The organism is Streptomyces sp. AA4 (assembly GCF_000158875.1).
Classification (GTDB): domain Bacteria; phylum Actinomycetota; class Actinomycetes; order Mycobacteriales; family Pseudonocardiaceae; genus Amycolatopsis.
In genome coordinates this window covers 12900-33826 of the sequence record NZ_GG657747.1, presented here as the reverse complement: position 1 = coordinate 33826, position 20927 = coordinate 12900, and the positions used below count along the sequence as shown (strand labels likewise).

23 protein-coding genes and 2 pseudogenes are annotated in these 20927 nt (G+C 68.8%); 14 read left to right on the top strand and 11 right to left on the bottom strand.

The window, feature by feature from the left end; genetic code table 11:
• Window positions 1–140 precede the first annotated feature (140 nt).
• The 3 genes and pseudogenes from SSMG_RS38970 to SSMG_RS38960 all read left to right on the top strand — a co-directional run.
• Window positions 141–791, top strand: a pseudogene (locus tag SSMG_RS38970) (ABC transporter ATP-binding protein); the annotation flags it as partial.
• A 72-nt stretch (window positions 792–863) separates the two neighbouring features.
• Window positions 864–1589, top strand: coding sequence for an ABC transporter permease (locus SSMG_RS38965; RefSeq protein WP_009085541.1), 726 nt, complete (start codon window positions 864–866; stop codon window positions 1587–1589).
• 92 nt (window positions 1590–1681) lie between these two features.
• Window positions 1682–2068, top strand: coding sequence for an SCO5389 family protein (locus SSMG_RS38960; RefSeq protein ID WP_037719058.1), 387 nt, complete (start codon window positions 1682–1684; stop codon window positions 2066–2068).
• Between the two features lie 16 nt (window positions 2069–2084).
• Here SSMG_RS38960 and SSMG_RS38955 read toward each other — a convergent pair whose 3' ends face one another.
• From SSMG_RS38955 to SSMG_RS38950, 3 genes are read right to left on the bottom strand one after another with little or no spacing between them, the layout of a single operon-like run.
• Window positions 2085–3071: an LLM class flavin-dependent oxidoreductase gene (locus SSMG_RS38955; RefSeq protein ID WP_037719056.1), complete on the bottom strand. Its 987-nt coding sequence runs from the start codon at window positions 3069–3071 to the stop codon at window positions 2085–2087.
• Window positions 3068–3226 carry a hypothetical protein gene (locus SSMG_RS46530; protein ID WP_009085537.1) on the bottom strand — a complete coding sequence of 53 codons (159 nt, stop codon included), beginning with the start codon at window positions 3224–3226 and terminating at the stop codon, window positions 3068–3070. The genes SSMG_RS38955 and SSMG_RS46530 overlap by 4 nt, the downstream gene beginning before the upstream one ends.
• On the bottom strand, window positions 3226–4179 hold the full coding sequence (locus SSMG_RS38950) for a class E sortase (protein WP_100266994.1): 954 nt from the start codon (window positions 4177–4179) through the stop codon (window positions 3226–3228). Before SSMG_RS38950 ends, SSMG_RS46530 begins: the two co-directional genes overlap by 1 nt.
• 629 nt (window positions 4180–4808) lie before the next feature.
• Between SSMG_RS38950 and crgA the strand changes: the two genes are divergently transcribed.
• The gene (crgA, locus tag SSMG_RS38945; RefSeq protein ID WP_009085533.1) at window positions 4809–5075 is read left to right on the top strand and encodes a cell division protein CrgA; all 267 of its coding nucleotides are present in this window, start codon (window positions 4809–4811) and stop codon (window positions 5073–5075) included.
• A gap of 133 nt (window positions 5076–5208) precedes the next feature.
• The gene (locus SSMG_RS38940; protein WP_050788525.1) at window positions 5209–5589 is read left to right on the top strand and encodes a PH domain-containing protein; all 381 of its coding nucleotides are present in this window, start codon (window positions 5209–5211) and stop codon (window positions 5587–5589) included.
• Here the strand turns inward: SSMG_RS38940 and SSMG_RS38935 are convergent.
• Window positions 5575–6537 (bottom strand): rhomboid family intramembrane serine protease, encoded by a 963-nt coding sequence (locus SSMG_RS38935; protein WP_009085528.1) that lies wholly within the window; start codon window positions 6535–6537, stop codon window positions 5575–5577. The genes SSMG_RS38940 and SSMG_RS38935 overlap by 15 nt on opposite strands.
• 43 nt (window positions 6538–6580) lie before the next feature.
• Window positions 6581–7105, bottom strand: a complete 525-nt coding sequence (locus SSMG_RS38930) for a peptidylprolyl isomerase (protein WP_009085526.1) — start codon at window positions 7103–7105, stop codon at window positions 6581–6583.
• Between the two features lie 206 nt (window positions 7106–7311).
• On the opposite strand from SSMG_RS38930, the gene SSMG_RS38925 reads away from it, so the two are divergent.
• Entirely contained in the window at window positions 7312–7947 is a 636-nt protein-coding gene (locus SSMG_RS38925) for a hypothetical protein (RefSeq protein ID WP_037719053.1), read from the top strand.
• A gap of 190 nt (window positions 7948–8137) precedes the next feature.
• Here SSMG_RS38925 and SSMG_RS38920 read toward each other — a convergent pair whose 3' ends face one another.
• Together SSMG_RS38920 and SSMG_RS38915 are read right to left on the bottom strand one after the other, a co-directional pair.
• The gene (locus SSMG_RS38920; RefSeq protein ID WP_009085521.1) at window positions 8138–8590 is read right to left on the bottom strand and encodes a hypothetical protein; all 453 of its coding nucleotides are present in this window, start codon (window positions 8588–8590) and stop codon (window positions 8138–8140) included.
• Window positions 8591–8731: 141 nt separating this feature from the next.
• Entirely contained in the window at window positions 8732–9259 is a 528-nt protein-coding gene (locus tag SSMG_RS38915) for a DUF2020 domain-containing protein (RefSeq protein ID WP_009085520.1), read from the bottom strand.
• A gap of 57 nt (window positions 9260–9316) precedes the next feature.
• Between SSMG_RS38915 and SSMG_RS38910 the strand changes: the two genes are divergently transcribed.
• The gene (locus SSMG_RS38910; protein WP_009085518.1) at window positions 9317–10030 is read left to right on the top strand and encodes a hypothetical protein; all 714 of its coding nucleotides are present in this window, start codon (window positions 9317–9319) and stop codon (window positions 10028–10030) included.
• A 1-nt stretch (window position 10031) separates the two neighbouring features.
• A complete protein-coding gene (locus SSMG_RS38905; protein WP_009085516.1) occupies window positions 10032–10670 on the top strand; it encodes a pyridoxal 5'-phosphate synthase in 639 nt (212 codons plus the stop codon).
• On the opposite strand, the gene SSMG_RS38900 is transcribed toward SSMG_RS38905, so the two are convergent.
• Complete coding sequence (locus SSMG_RS38900; protein ID WP_037719046.1) at window positions 10667–11551, bottom strand: hypothetical protein; 885 nt, start codon at window positions 11549–11551, stop codon at window positions 10667–10669. The two genes, SSMG_RS38905 and SSMG_RS38900, sit on opposite strands and share 4 nt — an antisense overlap.
• A gap of 107 nt (window positions 11552–11658) precedes the next feature.
• Here SSMG_RS38900 and SSMG_RS38895 point away from each other — a divergent pair, with 107 nt between their 5' ends.
• Genes SSMG_RS38895 through SSMG_RS38885 form a run of 3 tightly spaced genes read left to right on the top strand, consistent with a single transcriptional unit; the run spans window position 11659 to window position 14944 of the window.
• Window positions 11659–12102 (top strand): helix-turn-helix transcriptional regulator, encoded by a 444-nt coding sequence (locus tag SSMG_RS38895; protein ID WP_009085513.1) that lies wholly within the window; start codon window positions 11659–11661, stop codon window positions 12100–12102.
• A 10-nt stretch (window positions 12103–12112) separates the two neighbouring features.
• The gene (locus tag SSMG_RS38890; RefSeq protein WP_037719044.1) at window positions 12113–12523 is read left to right on the top strand and encodes a VOC family protein; all 411 of its coding nucleotides are present in this window, start codon (window positions 12113–12115) and stop codon (window positions 12521–12523) included.
• 42 nt (window positions 12524–12565) lie between these two features.
• Window positions 12566–14944 carry an excinuclease ABC subunit UvrA gene (locus SSMG_RS38885; protein ID WP_009085509.1) on the top strand — a complete coding sequence of 793 codons (2379 nt, stop codon included), beginning with the start codon at window positions 12566–12568 and terminating at the stop codon, window positions 14942–14944.
• 1 nt (window position 14945) lies between these two features.
• On the opposite strand, the gene SSMG_RS45760 is transcribed toward SSMG_RS38885, so the two are convergent.
• Window positions 14946–15785 (bottom strand): amidase family protein, encoded by an 840-nt coding sequence (locus tag SSMG_RS45760; RefSeq protein WP_255409895.1) that lies wholly within the window; start codon window positions 15783–15785, stop codon window positions 14946–14948.
• On the opposite strand from SSMG_RS45760, the pseudogene SSMG_RS38875 reads away from it, so the two are divergent.
• Both SSMG_RS38875 and SSMG_RS38870 read left to right on the top strand, forming a co-directional pair.
• Window positions 15772–16006: pseudogene (locus SSMG_RS38875) on the top strand (helix-turn-helix domain-containing protein); the annotation flags it as partial. The gene SSMG_RS45760 and the pseudogene SSMG_RS38875 sit on opposite strands and share 14 nt — an antisense overlap.
• Window positions 16007–16028: 22 nt before the next feature.
• A complete protein-coding gene (locus tag SSMG_RS38870) occupies window positions 16029–17228 on the top strand; it encodes a glycosyltransferase 87 family protein (protein WP_009085504.1) in 1200 nt (399 codons plus the stop codon).
• Here SSMG_RS38870 and SSMG_RS38865 read toward each other — a convergent pair.
• Window positions 17210–19264 (bottom strand): AAA family ATPase, encoded by a 2055-nt coding sequence (locus SSMG_RS38865; protein WP_009085502.1) that lies wholly within the window; start codon window positions 19262–19264, stop codon window positions 17210–17212. The genes SSMG_RS38870 and SSMG_RS38865 overlap by 19 nt on opposite strands.
• Window positions 19265–19350: 86 nt before the next feature.
• Between SSMG_RS38865 and SSMG_RS38860 the strand changes: the two genes are divergently transcribed.
• The gene (locus SSMG_RS38860) at window positions 19351–19974 is read left to right on the top strand and encodes a TetR/AcrR family transcriptional regulator (RefSeq protein ID WP_009085496.1); all 624 of its coding nucleotides are present in this window, start codon (window positions 19351–19353) and stop codon (window positions 19972–19974) included.
• A gap of 101 nt (window positions 19975–20075) precedes the next feature.
• On the opposite strand, the gene SSMG_RS38855 is transcribed toward SSMG_RS38860, so the two are convergent.
• Window positions 20076–20918 (bottom strand): LLM class flavin-dependent oxidoreductase, encoded by an 843-nt coding sequence (locus tag SSMG_RS38855; protein ID WP_009085489.1) that lies wholly within the window; start codon window positions 20916–20918, stop codon window positions 20076–20078.
• Window positions 20919–20927 lie beyond the last annotated feature (9 nt).

The following is a 20927-nucleotide window of genomic DNA, read 5'->3' as shown; positions in this document are numbered from 1 at the left end:
CTTTCCAGCGCTCCCGGCCCCTGGCCCCAGCTCCCGGACCGGGGTGGCCCCAGCCCCACCCCCGACCCCCGCAGAACCCCACCTCAACTGGGGTTTCCGGCTCATTCTGCCGGACCGCCCGCGCTTCTAGCGTCGTTCTCATGCCACTCATCGAAGTTTCCGAACTCCGCAAGGCCTACGCGGGCCGGGTCGTGGTCGACGGCGTCTCGTTCTCCGTCGAACGCGGCGAGATTTTCGGCGTTCTCGGCACGAACGGAGCCGGGAAGACCACCACGGTCGAATGCCTTCAGGGCCTGCGTTCCCCGGATTCCGGGACGATTTCCGTACTGGGCCTGGACCCGGGTCGCGACGATGCCGAACTGCGCCGCCGCGTCGGCACCCAGCTGCAGGACGCACGGCTGCCGGAAAAACTGCGGGTCCGCGAAGCGCTTTCGCTGTTCGCGTCGTTCTATCCCGACCCGGCCGACATCGACACGCTCCTGACCCAGCTCGGCCTCGACGCCCACCGAGACCTCGCCTTCGGCAAGCTTTCCGGCGGTCTGCGGCAACGGCTGTCCATCGCACTCGCCCTGGTCGGCAACCCCGAGCTGGCCATTCTCGACGAGCTGACCACCGGCCTCGATCCGCACGCGCGGCAGGAGACCTGGCGATTGGTCGAAAACGTGCGCGCTTCCGGTGTGACGGTCGTGCTGGTCACCCACTTCATGGACGAGGCACAACGGCTGTGCGATCGCCTGGTGCTGCTGGATCACGGCCGAGTCGTCGCCACCGGCACTCCCGCCGAACTGCTCGCCGACTCCGGTCAACCCACCTTGCAGGACGCATTCGTCGCCCTCACCTCGCGCGACTGAAGGAGCTTTCCCATGCGTACTTTGCTGCTCACCGAAGCGAAACTGTTCCTGCGCACGCCGCTGTGGGCGGTCCTGGGCGTCTTACTGCCGACGGCGATCCTGCTGGGCGTCGGCTCGATCCCCGGGATGCGGCAGCCCAGCCCGGTCACGGGCGGCTACCGATTTGTCGACTTGTGGGTGCCGTCGCTGGTCGTGCTCGCGTTGGCGATGCTGGGTCTGCAGGTGATCCCGGCCGCTGTCGCGACCTACCGCGAGCACGGCATCCTCCGCCGCCTCGCCACCACGCCCGTGCCGCCCGCGTACCTCCTGCTCGCGCAGGTGCTGATCCACGCCGCCGTCGCACTCGCCGGGGTAGCGCTGATGCTCGCCACCGCACGAATCGCCTTCGACGTGCCGCTTCCCCGACACCCCGCGCTCTTCCTGCTGGCGTTGCTGCTCGGCCTGGTCTCAGTGTTCGCCCTTGGCTTGATCGCAGCTTCCCTCGCCCGCACCGGCAAAGCCGCAGGGGCACTCGCGATGATCGCCTTCTTCCCCATCATGTTCCTCGGCGGCGTCTACCTGCCGCGACCGCTGCTGCCCGCGGTGCTCCAGAAAATCGGGGCCTACGTGCCGCCGGGCACGCAACCGCTGCAGGACGCTTGGGTCGGCACCGGCGGACAGCCGCTGCAGTTCGTCGCCTTGGCCGCCTTCGCGTTGGGCGGAACGGTGCTCGCCGTGCGGCTGTTCCGGTGGGAGTGATCCACCAAAGTGGTGATGAAACTCGTTTTCTCTTGTGGCCGGGTCGGGCGGGCCGGTAGCTCTGAGGGGTACCGCTGACCATGGAGGTTGTCTTGTCCTTGGACGTATCGCCCGCGCTGCTGGAAAAGGCCGAACGCGGGGAGGTCTCCGACGCCGAGTTCGTGGCCTGCGTGCGGGAATCGCTGCCGTACGCGTGGGAGGTCATCACCGGAGTGATCGCGGAAGCAGACACCGCCGCGGACGGATTCGCGGACAACGAAACCCCGCCGCCGGACGAGGCCGCCCGCGGTCAGCTCCTGCGGGCACTGGCCTCGGACGCGATCCGGGGCGGGCTGGAGCGGCATTTCGGGGTGAAGCTGGCGTTCCAGAACTGCCACCGGGTAGCCGTGTTCCGCGAGACGGACGGGGATCGGTACCGGGCGTTCGTTTCGCCTCGGGGGCAGTTGCTGAACCAGAGCCCGGAGCTGCGGGACTGCTGAGGTTCGAACCTGCGAACTAGAGAGTCGCAGGCTCGACGTCGCGCAGCGCGGGCAACACCTCGGCGCCGATCCGCGCGATATTCGACATCGTGCCCTCCGGCGTGCCGGAAGCTTCCACGAACATGATCACGTGGGACACCCCGGTGCGCCGGAGGCTGGTCCGCAAAACCTCGACACAATGCGCGACCGGGCCGACCGGATGGATCGCGCACAGTTTTTCCGTGTATTCCCAAGGATCCCGAGACGGACCAGGCCGCTCGTCCACCGGAACATGGGCGGCTAAGCCATCCGCCAGCCAACCCGGCAAAGCACCGCGCACCACCGCAGCAGCGTCGTCGCCGACCTGGCACAGCACGGTCGACACATGGGCCGCAGGCGCGCCGTAAGCAGCGACCGTTTCCGCCTTTTCGGCGTCATCCGCGTGCAGCCCCAGCAACAACGGCAACCCACGTTCCGCGGCGAGCTGGACCGCGGAGGAAGTCGGGCCACCGCACGCCACCACGGCTTCCAAGGGGCGTTGCGGGGTAGGGCGCAGCGGCACCTCACGAAAAGAGAAATGAGAGCCCGCAGCCGAAACCCGGCCAGTGGCGGCGGTCAGCAGAAGGTCCAGCGACTCCGCGAAACCCGTTTCGTAGCGCGGCAATCCGGTCCCGAACACCTCCAGGTCCTGCCACGGCCCACCCCGGCCGACGCCCAAGCGCAGGCGGCCCTCGGAGATCGCGTCGAGCATCGACCACTGTTCCGCCAGCGCGACCGGATGCGTCGTCGACAGCACGCTCACCGCGGTACCAACGCTGATCCGCGAAGTCTGACCAAGCACATGCGCGGCAAGCGTGATCGCCGACGGGCACACTCCATACGGCATGAAGTGATGCTCGGCCAGCCACACGTCGTCGAAACCGGCGGCCTCCGCGGCGCACGCCGCGCGGACGGTGCGCCGCAGTACGGCGGCGTCGTCCTGGCCCGGGAAGCGGCCCGAGACCAGGAAGACCCCGAACCTCAGTTGTTCACCGACACGTTGTTGAACCACAGCAACGGGTCCAGCCACGGGAACACCACGAACATCAGCAGCGCCACGATTCCCAGCACCAGCACGAGCGCGATCACGAACTTCACCGCGAACGGACCGGGCAGATGCCGCCAGAGCCAGCCGTACATCAGGACGCGACTCCGATCTTCTTCAGCAACGTCGTGTAATCCGGCACCTGTGTCTTCGGCACCTGGCGGGTCAGCACCGAGGTGATGATCAGCCGCTCCTTCGCCGAGAACTGCGGGTGGCACGTGGTGAGCGTGAGCAGCGAAGCCTGCTGCGCCTTCGGCAGCGCCCCGGCCGGCTTGTACGGCACCGGGTTCACCGCGTCGCCCTGGCTCGGCTGGACCACCTTGCGGCCGAACGTCTCGTCGTACGGTCCGCCGCCGGGAATGCTCGAATCGCGCAGGGTCGACACGCCCTTGCACTCCGGCTGCGCGCCCTTGCCGCTGCTCCAGCCCTTGATCTCGTCCTCGTACGGCAGCACCTGGTAGATGAAGAAATCACTGTGCGTTTCGATGACGATCTGGTCGCAAGAACTCAGGTTGTCCAGGTCGTTGAACGGCGCGCCCTTGCCGACGCGGTGTCCGGCGATGCCGAAGTTGCCCGGTTCGCCCGGCAGCGCGGTGCCCTTGTAGTGGCCGGGGCCGACCGCCAGCGAATCCTCGCCGGTGCCTTCCTGGATGGTGAAGTTGAAGTCCGCGCCGAACGACGGGATGTGGATGCGCGCGAACGCCTTGCCGTCGATCAGCTCGGGGTGCAGCGTGCGGTCCTTCGCCCAGTCGCCGTCGAGCTGGTCGCTCGCGGTGTGCTGTTTCTCCGCCGAGAACAGGTCGGTGACCCACACCTCGTACACCATGAACAGCAGCACGATCACGCCGAGCGTAATGAAGATTTCGCCCGCGGTGCGGATCGCCAGCCCGCCCTTGCCCAGCGGCGGCGGGGTCTTTTTCGCCTTCTTGTCGTCCTTCTCGGCGACCGCGACCGCGGAGAACACCTCGGTCGGCTGCTCGGCGAACTCCGGTCCGGTCATCCGCCGCCGGGACGGATCCGGGGCTCCGGCACCGACCCGGCGAGGCATCTGCCGGCCTTCTTCCGGCTGACGACGCGGCGGTCGTGCGGGAGCACCGGGCTGTGCGGGGGATTCTCCGGTACGACGCGGTCGCTGCGAGGCGCCTTCGGCACGGAACTCCGCGGTACGCCGGGGGCCGGGGTCGCGCGGGCCGCCGAAATCACCGCCGCGGGGGTCCCCCTCGCGGGGCCTGCCCTCGCCCGTCCGGCCCTGCACCGGCCGGGTTTCGCCGCCCTCTCGACGCGGTACTCCCCGGTCGATCGGCGTGCGCTGTTCGGGTGATCTCCGGCCCGGGTCGCCGGCCACTCTTCGCCGCGGCGGCGGAGTCTCCCCGGACTGCCGTCGCGGCGGCGGCTGGCGGCGGACCGGGCGGTCAGGTCCGGTGCCGGGGCGGCGGTCGTCCTCGCCCGGCCAATCTTGCGGCGTCACGCAAGCTCCTCCCGCGCCCGGCCGGAGTCCTCCTCGGCACTCCAGGTGGCGCTATTGTCACAGTCTGAGAAACCCCGACCGCTCCCGCCCGGTGCTGCGGAGCCGTCCTTTACGTTAACGTGTGCACGTGGCGCTGGTTGCGCACCCCGACAGCGGGACCTCGTCCAGGATGCCGCCACCAGGAATGCCCGAGAGCACGCGAGGAAACGATGCCGAAGTCGAAGGTCCGCAAGAAGACCGCGTACACCCCGCCTGTCGACCGCCGCACCCCGGTGAAGGTCCAGGCCGCGGGACCGTCGAACCTGTTCTACAAGATCGTCATGTTCGGCCTCATGCTCCTCGGGCTGATCTGGCTGGTCGTGAACTACATCGCCGGCGACAAAGTTTCGTTCCTCAGCGAACTCGGAAACTGGAATTTCGCGATCGGATTCGCCGCGATGATCGCCGGCCTGCTGATGACGATGCGGTGGCGCTGACCATCCGCCGGGTCAGCTTTGCTCCGGTCGGCCGATTGACACCGAATCACACCGGTGTGACTCATCCCCAGTGTGGATAACCCCTGTGGATAACCACCCGACCTCCTGGGCTCCGCGCCGCAACCTCGTGGTAATGGCGTGGGGCCTGACGACGTTGCTGCTGGTCGGGACCGTCCTGGACGCGCTCTTCGGCGACGGCAAGGGCGCGGTGCTCACCGGCCTGGCGACGCTGGCCGTCGGCGCGTTCGCGGTCCACTGGACGCTCGTGCGACCTCGCCTGTCCGCGGACGAGCACGGCCTCGCGGCCCGCACGCTCACCGGCACGCACCGGCTCCCCTGGCCCGGCACGACGGTCCGGCTGCGCAGCACCCGCCGCCTCGGCCGCGACGGCGTGACGCTCGAACTGGAGCGCGACGAGCAGCTCTTCATCTTCGGGCAGACCGACCTCGGCGAGGATCCTCGCGACGTGCTGGACGTGCTTACCGAACTGCGGGCTCGCTCAGCGGGAACCTGACAAGCCGCAGAGATAGCTCACCTGGCCGCGGGCCATGCCGAAATCGCACACGAGCGACGGAATCTGGCTGGCTCGCCAGGCGACCAGCCCGACGAGAGCGAGGGTGATGATCACCAGGCCGATCGTCTGCCACCGCACCCGGTTGCGTTCCGGCGCGTAGAGAATCGCGGCCGCCACCAGCGCGCCGGTAACGAGGCCGCCGACGTGCGCGAGGATCGAAATCTGCGGGATCGTGAACGTCACGTAGGCGTTGATGACCAGGTTGATCAGCAGCGCGGTCGGATTCAGCCGGAGCTTGAGCACGATGACCGCGTAGGAGCCGAGCAGGCCGAAGATCGCCCCGGAAGCACCCGCGGACGGCCGGTTCGGTGCGTCGAACAGCAGCACCGCGGTGGACGCGCCGAACATCGACACGAAGTACAGCGCCAGGAACCGCGACTTGCCGAAAACCTGCTCCAGCGCGCGGCCCATCATCCACAGGGAGAACGCGTTCGCCGCGATGTGAATGGGCCCGTAGTGCAGGAAGCCCGAGGTGAAGATCCGCCACCATTCGCCGCCGCCGAGCGCGGGATACGTCCACAGCTCGCCGAGCATCTCGATGCGGGCGGCTCCGTTGTCGAACAGGCTCTTCGCCTGGACGACGGTGATCAGGAAGATCGCCACGTTCACCGCGATCAGCGTGGCGGTGACGACGTAAGAATTCGAAAGCCGGGCCCCGGCGATCGTGCGGGCGCCCATTCCGGCGTCGCGGTACTGCCGGTGCTGTTGTTTCTGCTGGTGCGCCCCGGCCTGGACGCAGTCCGTGCACTGGAACCCCACCGGGGCTTCGCGCAGGCAGTCCGGGCAGGCCGGACGTCCGCAGCGGGCACAGCTGAGGCCGGTCGGGCGGTTCGGATGCCACCAGCAACCGGGAAGAGAGGGCGCGGACGGGTTCGGCGGTTGGCTCACGATGACTCCAACCTACCGAAACCCCATCCCTGCCTGCGGCGCGTCAGTCTTCGACGGTGATCTTCTCGATGACCACGTCGGACAGCGGGCGGTCCGCCGGTCCGGTCGCGGTCGTCGCGATGGCGTCGACGACGTTGCGGGATTCCTGGTCCGCCACCTCGCCGAAGATCGTGTGCCGGAAGTTCAGGTGCGAGGTCGGCGCGACGGTGATGAAGAACTGCGAGCCGTTGGTGCCCGGCCCGGCGTTCGCCATGGCCAGCAGGTACGGCTTGGAGAACTGCAGCTCCGGGTGGAACTCGTCGCCGAACTTGTAGCCGGGGCCGCCGCGGCCGGTGCCGGTGGGGTCACCGCCCTGGATCATGAAGCCGTCGATGACGCGGTGGAAGATCGAGCCGTCGTAGAACGGACCGGAGTTTCCGCCCTTCGCGTTCGGCTGGGTGTACTCCTTGGAGCCGGTGGCCAGCCCCACGAAGTTCGCCACGGTCTTCGGCGCGTGGTCGGGCAGCAGGTTCACGTGGATGTCACCCTGGTTGGTGTGCAGGGTGGCCTTGCGGGCGCTTTCAGTCACGCCGCCATCGTGCCACCCCTTCGCACAAATGGGGGGTTCAGGGGGCCGTCCCGGCCCGTCGCGCCGGACGTCGGCCCAGGAAGAACACACTTTCCCGAGGTTTCCGCGACGCCCGCAGCGGGAAGCCGCAGCGGTGCGGGCGGAAAAAGGGCAGGATAGATGTCAAGCAACAGATCTGTTTCACAACGATTGATGAGGTGAAGACCATGACCCGGGCCGTGGAATCGGTCGGCGAGTCGGTCAAGTCCGGCTCGACGGACCTGCGGAAGCTGGTCGTCGAGGCGGGCAAGGCGGGCGCGAAGGCCGCCGAGGCCGGCGCGGAGGAGCTGGGGAAGCGGAGCCGCCGGGCCCAGCGCAAGCTGGCGAAGAAGACCGAGCTGACTCGCAAGGAGCTGAAGAAGAGCTCCGCCGCGGCGCGCAAGGAAGCGCTCGCCCGCCTCGCCGAGCTGAAGAAGCCGGGCCGCAAGGCCAAGAAGGCCGCGATCAAGGCCGCCGCGTCGGCCGGCGAGTCGAAGCGCCGCGGCAAGAAGGACTTCAAGGCGGCCAAGAAGGAGTTCCGCGCCGCGCTGGAGGAGGCGAAGAGCGCCGCCAAGGGCACTCGCAAGCGTCGCCGCTGGCCGTGGCTGCTCGGCCTCGGCGCGGTCGCGGTGGGCACCGCCGTCGCGCTGAAGTCGCGGCAGCAGGAGCCGCCGGTCGCCCCGGCTCCGCCGAAGGCCACCCCGCCCGCTCCTCCTGCGCCGAAGCCGGCTCCCGAGGCCAAGGACGCGACGGACGCCAAGCCGGGCGAGCCGAAGACGAACGGCAAGGCGCCGAGCCCCTCGGCCGCCGAGAAGAAGAACTGAACGCGCGAAAAGGGCCCCGGGAAGTGCGTCCCGGGGCCCTTTTTGTTCTGTCGCGCAAGCGGTTCCGGCCAGCGCCCCAATGTGGCATTGGGTGCATGCGACGCACCGAACGCCACATTGGGTGCGTCTGACGCACCCAATGTGGCATTGGGGCGATCGGCGACCTGGAGTCCGGCGGAACCCAGCCGGGTCAGGCCGCGGCGGCGTGCTTGTCGATCAGCTGGCCGAGACGCGGCAGCGCCTCCTCGACGTTCTTCTTGCCGTTCGGGCGCAGCTTCGAGTAGACCTTCTTGATGCTGTCGCGGCTGCTGCGCTCGGCGCGGGCGTCGGTGACCCCGAGCAGCGCGTCCGAGGCCTCGTCCGAGCGGCTGCTCAGGTACGCGCCGAAGTCGTTGCCGCCCTGGGCGCGGAAGTCGCCGTAGAACGGCTCGAGGGCGTTGGAGAAGTCGTCCAGCAGGCTGTCGATCGCGGACGGGATGATGCCCGGCTTGATCTTCTTGACGGCGGCGAAGCCGGTCTTCACGACCGCGCCGGAGACCCCGCCCTTGTCGGCGACCTCGGCGTCCACGAGCTCCGCGAAGTCGGCGACCACGGTGGGGCGACGGCTCGAGTCAAGCAGGATTTCCTTGAGGGTGTCAGCCACGAATCTGTCCTTGTCGTCGATAAGGGGTAACCAAAGTATTCGGTGCCGGACGGGCACCCGCCGCGCGAGTGTTGGGGGAACCGCGCGTGCTGCTTAGAGTAATACAAGATCAACTTCACTCACCCGTGCGGAGCCCGTTACTCAGAGCTTCAGGGCAGCGATAGCCTTTTTCGCCACTGTGCGTGCTTTGATGCTCTGCTTCTGGTTGCTCGTTACGATGACGGCGTTCCCGCCCTTGGCGACGGCGTAGACCACTCCGTCGCCGGCGGGCTGGTAGCCGCCCTTCCACCCCGCCGGGTCCGAAGCCGGGTTCGACGTGTCGACCGGCGCGGCCTTGTTGACCAGCTCGGTCGCGACGTCGCTGTTGCCCACGTACACCCGCACGGTCAGCTGGACGCTGCCGTCCGGGCGGTAGAAAAAGCACGTCGGATGCGGCTCGTCGTCCGACACCTTCACCTTGGTGACGTGCTGTCCGTTCGCGTCCTGCACTGTCTCGTTCGACAGGTAGGGGCAATCGGCGGTGCGCGCGGGCTGCGGATCGGGCGGCAGCCCCGCCGAGGCCGGAGCGGAACTCGCCGGCGCCGAAGACGGAGTCTCCTTCGCCGGGCTCGACGGGTTGCAGCCGGCGAGCAGGACCAGGGCTGGGGCGAGAACGAGAAGTCGGCGCATGGCGGGCACAGTCAACCATGCCCGGGTGAAGTCCGTGCGAAGGCGGCGCGTGCGACTATGGCAGCGGATTCCGCTCAGCCCGGGGAGGTCGCGGACGTGCTCACGCCCGAGCAGTACCTGCAGGTGGTCGCCGAACGCGTGGTGCGCAGCGGCGGCAGGCTCAACACCGTCCAGATCGGACCGGTGACGTCCGCGGTCGGCCTGTTCACCGAGTCGATCATGCTGTCGACGATGAACTACTGCGTGGTCGCCGGGGCCTACCCGAACATCGACGCGGCGACGCTGCAGCAGTTCACCGGCATGGCCACCCAGCACGCCCGCGCCAACGTGCAGGGCACGATCGGCTGGACCGCCGCGTCGGTGGTGATCTGCGGGCTGGTCGGGCACGTGCACCCGGACGCCGCGCAGCTGGCGAGCGCGAAGACCAGCAACCAGTTCGGCGGCGAAACCCGGATGGTCGCGGTGGATCCGCACGCGGGCATGACCTACGCGTTCACCGGCGGCAAGCTCTGGGGCGCGGCGATGCACGGCGCGATCCGGGCGAAGCTGACGTTCTGTTTCCCGCAGCCGGGCGAGGCTTTCCAGCAGATCCAGTGGCAGCAGCAACAGGCCTACGGGCAGCAGCAGCCCCCGCAACCGGGTCCCGGCGGCTTTCCCGGGCAGATCCCGTCCGGGCCGATGCCGCAGACCGGTCCGCCGCCCGCCGCCGGTCCGGCCGGGCCGCAGCCGCCGCACTACCCGCCGCCGGGGCAACCGCCGTACGGTCGGTGACATGGTTTCGTTGCGCGGCTGGCAGTCGTTCCCCGAACAGCTCCCGGAATTCGATCCGGAGGACACCCCGGAAACGCCCGAGGAGCTGTTCCTCTCCTGGCTGACCGAAGCCGGCGAGCACGTGCTGGCCCCGCACGCCGTCACTCTGTCCACAGTGGACGCCGACGGCGCGCCGGACGCGCGCGTGGTGATCCTGAAGGACGTCGGCGCGGACGGCTGGGCGGTCGCGACCAGTTCGGAAAGCCCCAAGGGACAGCAGCTGACGGCGAACCCGCGCGCGGCGTTGACGTTCTTCTGGCCCGGCCGCGGACGGCAGGTGCGGGTGCGCGGTCTGGTGGTTCCGGCCGCGCCCGAGGTGTCCGCCGCCGACTTCCTCGCCCGCCCGCCGGCGTCGCGGGCCGAGGCGTACGTCGGACATCAGTCGGAGGTGCTGTCCGATCCGGCGAAGCTCGCCGAAGCCGCCAAGGCAGCCGCGGAGTGGGTAGCGGAAAACCCGGACATGGCACCGGAAACGTGGACGCGCTACCTGATCCAGCCGGAATCGGTCGAGTTCTGGCAGGCCTCGCACGACCGGCAGCACATCCGGGTCCGCTACCGCCGCGAACCCGCCGGCTGGGTCCGCGAACGGCTCTGGCCCTAGAGCCGGGAGTTGGCGCGCAGCTTGGAAATCGCGCCGACGGTGGCGTAGCCGCGCCATTCCAGCGCGGCCGCCGGGGAGTAGCTGGCGAAGTCGACCGTCCAGCCGCCGTCGGGCTGCTGGCCCCGTTCGAGCCGGGTCAGGTCCGCCTCGATCGCCTCCGCGGTGAACAGCCGCCGGGACGGGCCGGGCACCGGACTGAAGTCCAGCGGACGCAGCACCTCGCCCTCGGAACCGCCCTGCACTGGGACGATTCCGCTTTCCGGCAAGAACTTCCCGAGTTTGGTCAGGAGTTCGTCGGCTTCCGGGTACCGGCCGTGCACGGCGTCGAGCAGGTGGATCGCGAAGCTCAACTCGATGACGTGCGGCATTTCGGCAAGGTCCCGGATCGCGCGCAGGCACCTCTCGGTCGCCCGCACGAGCCACGGATGCGCCGCGACCGCCGGGTCGTGTTCGGCGACCCGCCACGCGGCGGACGTGACGAACGCGGTGCTCTGCAAGGAGAACACCGTCGGGTCGGCTCCGGTCCAGAAGGGAGCGCACGCGGTCGGGTCGGCGACCGGGAACGCGAACGGCAGCCCGCCGTCGGCGAACGACACCGCTTCCAGCCAGTCGCACAGCTGCGCCGCGTGCGGCGTGGTCGCCGGCGCGACGTCGGCGAAGATCTCGAACGCGTGCAGCGCGCCGCCCGGCTGGCTTTCCGGCGCGCGCAGGTCCGGTTCCAGCCCCCAGCCGTAGCCGCCGTCCGGATTCCGGTAGGCCGCGACCGCCGCGAGCACCTCCTCCGCCCGTCCGTTTCCTTCCAGCAGCTCGAACCGCCGCTGGTCCAGCAACCGGCCGTGCCCGGCGAGGAACGGGGCGACGGCCTCCAGTTTCACAGTCACCCGGACACCGTCGCACGACCGCCGCGCGGCGGTCTTGAACGAATCGGCCACCGGCCCGAAAGAGCGGATTACTGGGGCTCGGGCGATCGCCGTGGCACGATTCGGAAGTGACCAGCAAACCGGACGACGCGCAGCGCTTGGCCGATCTCGCCCGGTTGCGCCGCGTGCGCGACCGGATCGACCGCGAGTACGCGCGTCCGCTGGACGTCGAGGCGCTCGCGCGGAGCGTCAACGTCTCCGCCGGGCACCTGAGCCGGCAGTTCCGCGCCGCTTACGGAGAGTCGCCGTACTCGTACCTGATGACCCGGCGCATCGAACGCGCGATGGCCCTGCTGCGGCGAGGCGACCTGAGCGTCACCGAGGTGTGTTTCGAGGTCGGGTTCTCGTCGCTGGGGACGTTCAGCACGCGCTTCACCGAGCTGGTCGGGAAGCCGCCGAGCGTCTACCGCCAGGAAGAGACCGGGGCGACCGAGGGCATGGCGCCGTGCGTCGCGAAACAGGTCACCCGACCGATCAGGAATCGAGAAGCACCCCGCTCGGCGCGAACCTAGTGTGACCGGCATGGACATGACGATTCACGCGAGCTTCCTCCCGCACACCGATCCGGAAGCGACGCTGACCTTCTACCGCGACATCCTCGGCTTCGAGGTGCGCAACAACGTCAAGTACGGGGACCTGGCCTGGATCACCGTCGGCCCGCCCGGACAGCCGGACACCTCGCTCGTGCTGCAGCCGGTCGCCGCGTTCCCCGGCCTCACCGACGACGAGCGCCGGATGATCGCCGAGATGATGGCCAAGGGCACCTACGGCGCGCTCAACCTGGCCACCAAGGACGTCGACGCGACCTTCAACCGGTTGCAGGCCAGCGACGCCGAGGTCGTGCAGGAGCCCACCGACCAGCCCTACGGCGTTCGCGACTGCTCGTTCCGCGATCCCGCCGGGAACCTGATCCGCATCCAGCAAGCGAGCTGAACAAGTCCGAGCCGGACCGCCGGGGAAGAAAAGGGAGAGACGATGACCAAGGCCAAGGGGAAGCCCACGCGGGAGCACGCCGCGGACAGCCACGACCTGATCCGCGTGCAGGGCGCCCGCGTGAACAACCTCAAGGACGTCAGCGTCGAACTCCCGAAGCGCCGGCTGACGGTGTTCACCGGGGTGTCCGGCTCGGGCAAAAGCTCGCTCGTGTTCAGCACGATCGCCGCCGAATCGCAGCGGCTGATCAACGAGACGTACAGCAGTTTCGTGCAGGGCTTCATGCCGACGCTGGCGCGTCCCGAGGTGGACGTGCTCGACGGGCTGACCACCGCGATCATCGTCGACCAGCAGCGGATGGGGGCCGATCCGCGTTCGACGGTCGGCACCGCCACCGACGCGAACGCGATGCTGCGGATCCTGTTCAGCAGGCTCGGCACGCCGCACATCGGGTCGTCGCAGGCGTTCTCGTTCAACGTCGCGTCGATCAGCGGCGCGGGCGCGGTCACCGTGCAGCGTGCCGGGAAGCAGATCAAGGAGCGGCGCAGCTTCAGCGTCACCGGCGGCATGTGCCCGCGCTGCGAGGGCCGCGGTTCGATCAACGACATCGACCTTTCGCAGCTCTATGACGATTCCAAATCGCTCGCCGAGGGCGCGCTGACCATCCCCGGCTACACCCCGGGCGGCTGGAATTACCGGCTCTACACCGGGTCCGGCCTGGTCGACCCGGACAAGCCGATCCGCAAGTACACGAAGCGCGAGCTGCAGGACTTCCTGTACAAGGAACCGACGCGGATGAAGATCGAAGGCATCAACATGACCTACGAGGGTCTGGTGCCGAGGATCCAGAAGTCGTATCTGTCCAAGGACGTCGAGGCGATGCAGCCGCACATCCGCGCGTTCGTGGACCGGGCGGTCACCTTCGCGACGTGCCCGGAGTGCGACGGGACGCGGCTGAGCGAGCTGGCTCGGTCGTCGAAGATCGACGGGATGAGCATCGCCGACGTGTGCGCGATGCAGATCAGCGACCTCGCGGAGTGGGTCGGGAAGCTGTCCGACCCGTCGGTCGCGCCGCTGCTGAAGTCGCTGCACGAAACGCTCGAATCGTTCGTGGAGATCGGGCTCGGTTACCTGTCGCTGGACCGGCCGGCGGGCACGTTGTCCGGCGGCGAGGCGCAGCGCGTGAAGATGGTGCGGCACCTCGGGTCGTCGCTGACCGACGTCACGTACGTCTTCGACGAGCCCACCATCGGCCTGCACCCGCACGACATCCAGCGGATGAACGATCTGCTGCTTCGCTTGCGGGACAAGGGAAACACCGTCCTCGTGGTGGAGCACAAGCCGGAGGCGATCGCGATCGCCGACCACGTCGTCGACCTCGGTCCGGGCGCGGGCACGAACGGCGGCACGGTGTGCTTCGAGGGCACTGTGGACGGTCTGCGCGCGAGCAACACTTTGACCGGCAAGCATTTGGACGACCGCGCCTCGCTCAAGCCGTCGGTGCGGGAACGGACGGGCGTGCTGGAAATCCGCGGCGCGAACACGCACAACCTGCAGGACGTGGACGTCGACATCCCGCTCGGCGTGCTCTGCGTGATCACCGGCGTCGCCGGATCGGGCAAGAGTTCGCTGATCCACGGGTCGATCCGGGAATCCGACGACGTGGTGTCGGTGGACCAGGCCCCGATCCGCGGTTCGCGGCGGAGCAACCCGGCGACCTACACCGGTCTGCTCGAACCGATCCGCAAGGCCTTCGCCAAGGCCAACAACGTGAAGCCCGCGCTGTTCAGCGCCAACTCCGAGGGCGCGTGCCCGAACTGCAACGGCAACGGCGTCATCTACACCGACCTCGGGATGATGGCCGGAGTGGCCACCACCTGCGAGGTCTGCGAGGGCAAGCGGTTCGACGCCTCGGTGCTGGAGTACCGCTTCGGCGGACGGGACATCAGCGAGGTGCTCGCGATGTCGGTCGCGCAGGCCACCGAGTTCTTCGCCGAGGGCGACGCGAAAACCCCGGCCGCGCACCGGATTCTCGAGCGGATGGAGCAGGTCGGGCTCGGTTACCTGACGCTCGGCCAGCCGCTGACCACGCTGTCCGGCGGCGAACGGCAGCGGCTGAAGCTGGCCACCCACATGGGGTCGAACGGCGGCGTGTACATCCTCGACGAGCCGACCACCGGCCTGCACCTCGCCGACGTGGAACAGCTGCTCGGGCTGCTGGACCACCTGGTCGACTCGGGCAAGTCGGTGATCGTCATCGAGCACCACCAGGCCGTGATGGCGCACGCCGACTGGATCATCGACCTCGGCCCCGGCGCCGGGCACGACGGCGGCCAGGTGGTCTTCGAGGGGACGCCCGCCGAGCTGGTGAAGAAGAAGCGGACGCTGACCGGGAAGCACCTGGCCGCCTACGTCGGCTAGCTCACCGACGGCCGCCGGTCCGACCAGGGCAGCGCCTGCTCCAGGGTGCGGGAGACCTGCAGCAGCAGGTCTTCCCGCCACGGCGCGGCCACCAGCTGGACACCGACCGGCAGGCCGCTGGCGTCACCTGGGTCTGGTGCACGCTCTTCGCGTAGGTCCAGGAATCGACCGCCTTCGCGGCTTCGCGCTGTGCCCGGTTGTGCGGCTCGACGCGGTCCGGGTCGACCAGCGGGACGCCCGCGCTGGCGACGTTCCAGACCTTCATGAACGTCGAGATCAGCTCGTCGGACGTCGGCCGCGGAAGCGATTTGTCGACAAGGTGGTGTCTTCCAGCGCGCGAAGAGTTTTGTCGACCGCGGCCAGGCAAGCCGGGTCGACCGGGAGGCCGTCGATCAGCGACGTGGTGAGGACGCCGATCCGCATGCCAGTCGGTGCTTCTGTATTCAGAGCGTCGGCGAGCGACCGCGTGGGCGTCGGCTGCGGTGTCGGCCAGCGTCCGGCTGACGACGCCGCTGGTCGCGAAGCCCTCGACCTCCACCACGGCGTTCGTGACCAGGCCGCGGGTCGGCTTCAATCCGACGAGACCGGTGCACGAAGCCGGGATGCGGATGGATCCGCCGCCGTCCTCCGCGTGCGCGATCGGGGTCATCGAGATGTCGGTGGCCAACGAGCCGTAGGTGGTCGGCCAGCCCGCGACGTGGACGAGGTCCTTGATCGGCAGCGGCACCCCGTGGAACGGCGGCAGTTCCTCCGGCGCGGAGTGCACCACAGCGTCCGCAGCGGTTCTCGCGGCGACACGGACCTCGTCGTCGGCGCCGCTATCCGGGCAGCTCGGGCTCAGCCCGAAACGCGCCGCGCAACTGGTCCGACCACGCCGTGCACCGGCTCGCCGCTGGCGGAAGCCCGGCGTCGGTGGCGGCGGAGAGCGGGTACGTCGACCAGTCGCACCTGCACCACGAGGTCAAAGCCTTCGCTGGAGTGACCCCGTCCGCGGCCGCGAGCGCGCCGTGGCTCGCGGTCGACGAGGTCGCCTGGTCTCGCCCCCACTGCGCGAACGGGTGACCGCAGTAGGCATGATCGCGGGGTGACTTCCCTCCGGCCCCCCGCTGTCGCGCTGCGCCGGTGGCTAGACGACGCCGCGACCCGGCGGCGGACAGTGTTCCTGCTGGTCCTCGCCTCGATCGCGGTGGCGGCGACGATTCTGTGGCTCGTGTGCACGATGTGGCCGCTCGACCTGGAGATCTACCGGTCCGGCGCGCGAGCGCTGGCGCAGGGTGAGGACGTTTACGGCCCGCTCCCGCCGACTCGCGCCGGGCTGATCCTGCCGTTCATCTACCCGCCCTTCGCGGCCGTCGTGTTCCTGATCTTCGCCGCGATGCCGCTGCCGCTGAGCGCGATGCTGATGCTCGCCGTTTCGCTGGCGGCGCTGTGCGGAACGGTCTACGTCGTGCTCCGGCCGCACGCCCGACGACGGACCGCGGTGCTGGCCGCGCTGCTGATCGGGGCCGGGTCGCTGGCGTTCGAGCCGGTCCGCGAAACGTTGTGGTTCGGGCAAATCAACCTGCTGCTGATGGCGCTCGTGGTGCTCGACTGCCTCGGCCCCCGGACTCGGCTTCCCCGCGGCGTCCTGCTGGGCCTCGCCGCCGCCATGAAGATCACCCCGGCCGGGTTCCTGCTGTTCTTCCTGCTGAAAAAGGACTTCCGCGCGGCCGTGACCACGGTCATCACGTTCGTGCTCGCCGGGGTGGCCGGATTCGTGATCGCGCCGGACGCGTCGGCGAAGTACTGGTTCGGCGGCGGCCTGACCGGTGCGTCCGGCATGAGCGGATCGATTTTCGCGACAAACCAGACCATCCAGGGCGCGGTGCACCGATTCGGGCTTCCGGAAACGCCGACGCTGCTCCTGGTCGCGGTGCTGACCCTGGCCGCACTCGCGCTGGCCATTCCGGCGATGCTGCGCGCCGACCCGCGGATGGCGTTCCTGCTCAACACCGCGCTGATCCTGGTGTGTTCGCCGATTTCGTGGTCGCACCACTGGGTGTGGATCGTGCCCGCGCTCGTGCTGTTCGCCGCTCGCGTGCACACCCGGCTCGCCGTTGCCGGGTTGGCTGCGGTGGCGGCGATTTTCGTGATCGCGCCGCACGCGTGGCTGCCGAAGAACGGGTACCTGGAGCTGTCCTGGGGACCGGTCGAGCACGTGGTCGGCAACAGTTACTTGTTGCTGGCGCTGGGTTTTCTGGGCTGGCAGTTCTGCTCGACGCGCCGTCAAACCGCCGCGGTCTGAGCCAGCAACGGCTCCGGCAACGGGTCCGCGTGGATTACGCGCAAGGTGCTGACCGCTCGGGTGAGCGCGACGTACAACCGTTGCAGCCCACGCTCTTCCGCCGCCACGATGCGCGCGGGTTCGACCACCAGGACCGTGTCGTACTCCAGACCCTTCGCCAAACTCACCGGTGCCAACGTGATCCGGGCGGTTCCTTCGGTGCCCAGCACCGTATGGTCCAGCCCGCGCTCGATGAGGGCCCGCTGCAGCTCAGGGACATCCGCGTCCGCGGCCAGCAGCCCGATCGAGCCTTCCTGCCCTAGCGCTTTCGCGCAAGCATCGACCGCAGTGGAAACCGGCTCGTCCGTTTCGGTCAGGTGCAACGCGTCCGCGGAATGCCGGAATGACGTGGGATTGCGCAGCTCCGGCGCGATGTGCGGGAGCAGTCGAGCCGCGAAGTCGAGAACATCCGCCGGAACGCGGTAGCCGTGCGTGAGTTCTTCGATCCGTCCGCCTTGCCGATCCAGGTGAGTCAGCACGGTCGTCCAATCGCGGACCGCGGACGGACTGGTCGCCTGCGCGACGTCGCCGAGAACCGTGCACGCGCCGGCCAGCCTGCGCGCGATCGCCCGCAGGTGCATCGGGCTGAGGTCCTGCGCCTCGTCGACCACGACGTGCCCGAGCTTCGGCGGCCGTTCGAGCAACGCCGCGACCTCGTCCAGCAACGCCAGATCGAGCGTCGACCAGGTCATCGCCTTACGACTGCGCGGCCGCGGACGGATCAGGGCTTCCTGTTCCTCCGCAGTCAGAATTCCGTCGGCCGCTTCGGCGAGAAGTGCTTTCTCGGTAAGCAACTCGTAGACCAACCGGACAGGTTCGACGGCAGGCCACATGTCGCGAACCGCCTTGGTGATAGCGGCGTTGCGACGAAGCTGCTGCAGGGTCGCGCTCGTGCCGCCGGACCGCTCCATCTCGCGCAGCACCCGATGCGCGAGCCGTTGGGCGAGCAATTCGCGCCCCGCGCGGTAATCCGCGCCGCGGCTGAGGATTTCCGCGAGTTCCTCGGCGATGTCCTCCGGATACAGCCGCCAGGTCCGATGCTGGTGCTTCACCTCGAGCGTCCGGTCGACCGGCTGGATCCGCGCCCACAACTGCCGCCGGACGACCTCCGCCATCCGGACGTCGCCCTTGATCCGCGCCGTTCGCGGGCTGTCGACGTACCCGACCGAGTGGCCCGCCCCGGTCAATTCGTCAATCGTGGCTTGGGAAACCGCCACCTCGCCGAGCGCCGGAAGCACGCCCGCGATGTACGCGAGAAACGCCCGGTTCGGCCCGATCACCGCGACCCCGCCGGCCTTCTGCAACCGCACCCGCTCGGTGTAAAGCAGATACGCGAGCCGATGCAGACCGACCGCGGTTTTGCCGGTGCCCGGTGCGCCCTGAATGCAGATGGTCCGATCGACCGGCGCGCGAACGAGCCGCATCTGGTCCGGCTGGATCGTCGCGACGATGTCGCGCATCGGCCCCTGCCTCGGCCGCTCGATCTCCGCGGTGAGCAGCCGATTCGCCGCCGAACCCGGCCGATCGAGCGGTTCGTCCTCGTACGCGCTGAGCACTCCGGACTGGTCGAACCCGTACCGCCGCCGGACCCGCACTCCCATCGGATGCTCGTGATCGGCTTCGTAAAACGCTCTGGCGAGCGGGGCCCGCCAATCGATCACCAGAGGTTCGCCGTCGTCATCACGAATTCCTCTGCGCCCCAGGTAAACCAGGTCGTGCTCCGGCGACCGGGTATGCGACCCGCGCGGAGCCTCGTAAACCTCGCCGGGCGGATAGTCGAGGCGGCCGAAGAAGAGCGGTGCGTCGTCGATATCCGCTAGCTCCTCGGCGATCTCGATGCGAAACTGCCGGAGGACGTGGTTGAAGTATTTGTCGTCGACCGCGTCGCCCTCGCCCGTTCCCGTCGCGATCGCGGCCTTGATCTCCGCTCGCATGCGGTCCAGCTCCGCGTGACAGGCCTGGAGATACTCGCGCTCCGCCCAGATCTCTGGTTCCACTTCCCCGCCCCCGTTTCTTGACTAAGTTAAATATACAACCGAGTCAAGTTTTTATCCGGGTTCGAGTTCCGGCTAGGCTGACGCCCGTGTCAGGACTGCGCGAGCGCAAACGCCACCGCACGAGGGAAACCATCGCCTCGGCGGCGCTGCGGCTGTTCCGGGAAGCCGGCTTCGACGGGGTGTCGGTAGCCGACATCGCCGCCGCGGCCGAGATCTCGAAGCCGACGCTGTTCGCGTACTTCCCGACGAAGGAAGACCTGGTCATCCACCAGTTTGTCGACGACAACGGCCCTGCGGAGGTCGTCCGTGCCCGGGCTGATGGAGTGTCGGCGCTGTCCGCGCTGGAACGGTCCTTCCTGGACCGCCTGGCCGAGCGCGACCCGCTGACCGGCCTGAACGACTCGCCGGACACGATCACCTGCCACACGTTGCTGTACTCGACCCCGGCCTTGCTGGCCCGCCTTGCCACGTACCGGCTGGAGAAGGAGCAGGACCTGGTGGACGAACTGCAGTCGTCGTGCGGCATCGAGGACGAGTTCACCGCCCGGTTGGCGGCCGCGCAAATCTTCGGGGCGCAGCGGATCTTGGGGTTCCACAACGCCCGGGAGATCCGCGGGGGCCGAAGCGCGGACGAGACGTATCCGGATGCGGTGGCCCGGGCGAAGTCGGCTTATCGGATGCTGCGGGAAGGGCTGTCTTCGCTTCGGTGACTCGGTCCGCGGGGTGTCCTTCTTCGCCTCGATATCCCCGGCACCCGACCGTCCCGCCTAGTTCACTGCAATTGGCCCCTGCTCCGCTCTTCCCTGTGCGTTCAGCTGACGATGTCCGCCAGCCGGGCCACTTCGTCCACGTCGTCAGTCACCGGCATGAAGATCAACTCGTCCACGCCCAGCTCGGCGAACTCCGCGATGGACTTCTTCACCATCTCCGGAGACGTGCAGGGCACGACACTGTCCGCGACTTCTTTCGGAGCCAACCGGTAAAAGTCCCGCACGTTCGCCAGCCCGGCATCGACGTCTCCCAACACGAAGTACGCCAACGAAACCAGCCGCGGCCGTCCCTCCCGGCCGCCCTCGCGCCAGGCACGTTTCGCCGCTTCGAACAACGGCGCGCTCGCCGCCGCCTGCCCCGAACCCGCGATGTATCCCGTTCCCCATCGCACCATCCGCCGCAGCGCCTGCTCGGTATAGCCGCCGAACAACATCGGCACCTGCCGGGTCCCGCTCGGCACCGCCGCGTTCTCGCCGCGCGGCTTGCCGCCCCATACCTCGCGGTAAATCTCCAGGTCGGCGTCGAACCGCGCGCCCCGGCCACGCGCCCCCAGCCCAGGCACGGTGAACTCTTCCTCCCGCAGCCCCACCCCCGCGCCGAACGTCAGCCGGTGTCCGGAAACCCCGTCGATGCCCGCGATTTCCTTGGCCAGCAACGCCGCCGGCCAGGTCGGCGCGAGCAACACGCCGCTGAGCAGCCCGATCCGCGTCGTCGCCCCGGCCGCGGCCGCCAGCGCGACCGTGTCGCTCACCCCGGGATACGCGTACCTGCCGATCGTCGCCAGCGAAGAAAAGCCCGCCTTCTCCGCTCGCGCCGCCCACCGCGGCACGACCGCGGGGTCGACATCGCGCACTTGATTCGGAAGCCCTATGCCGATTCGCACCCGATTGAT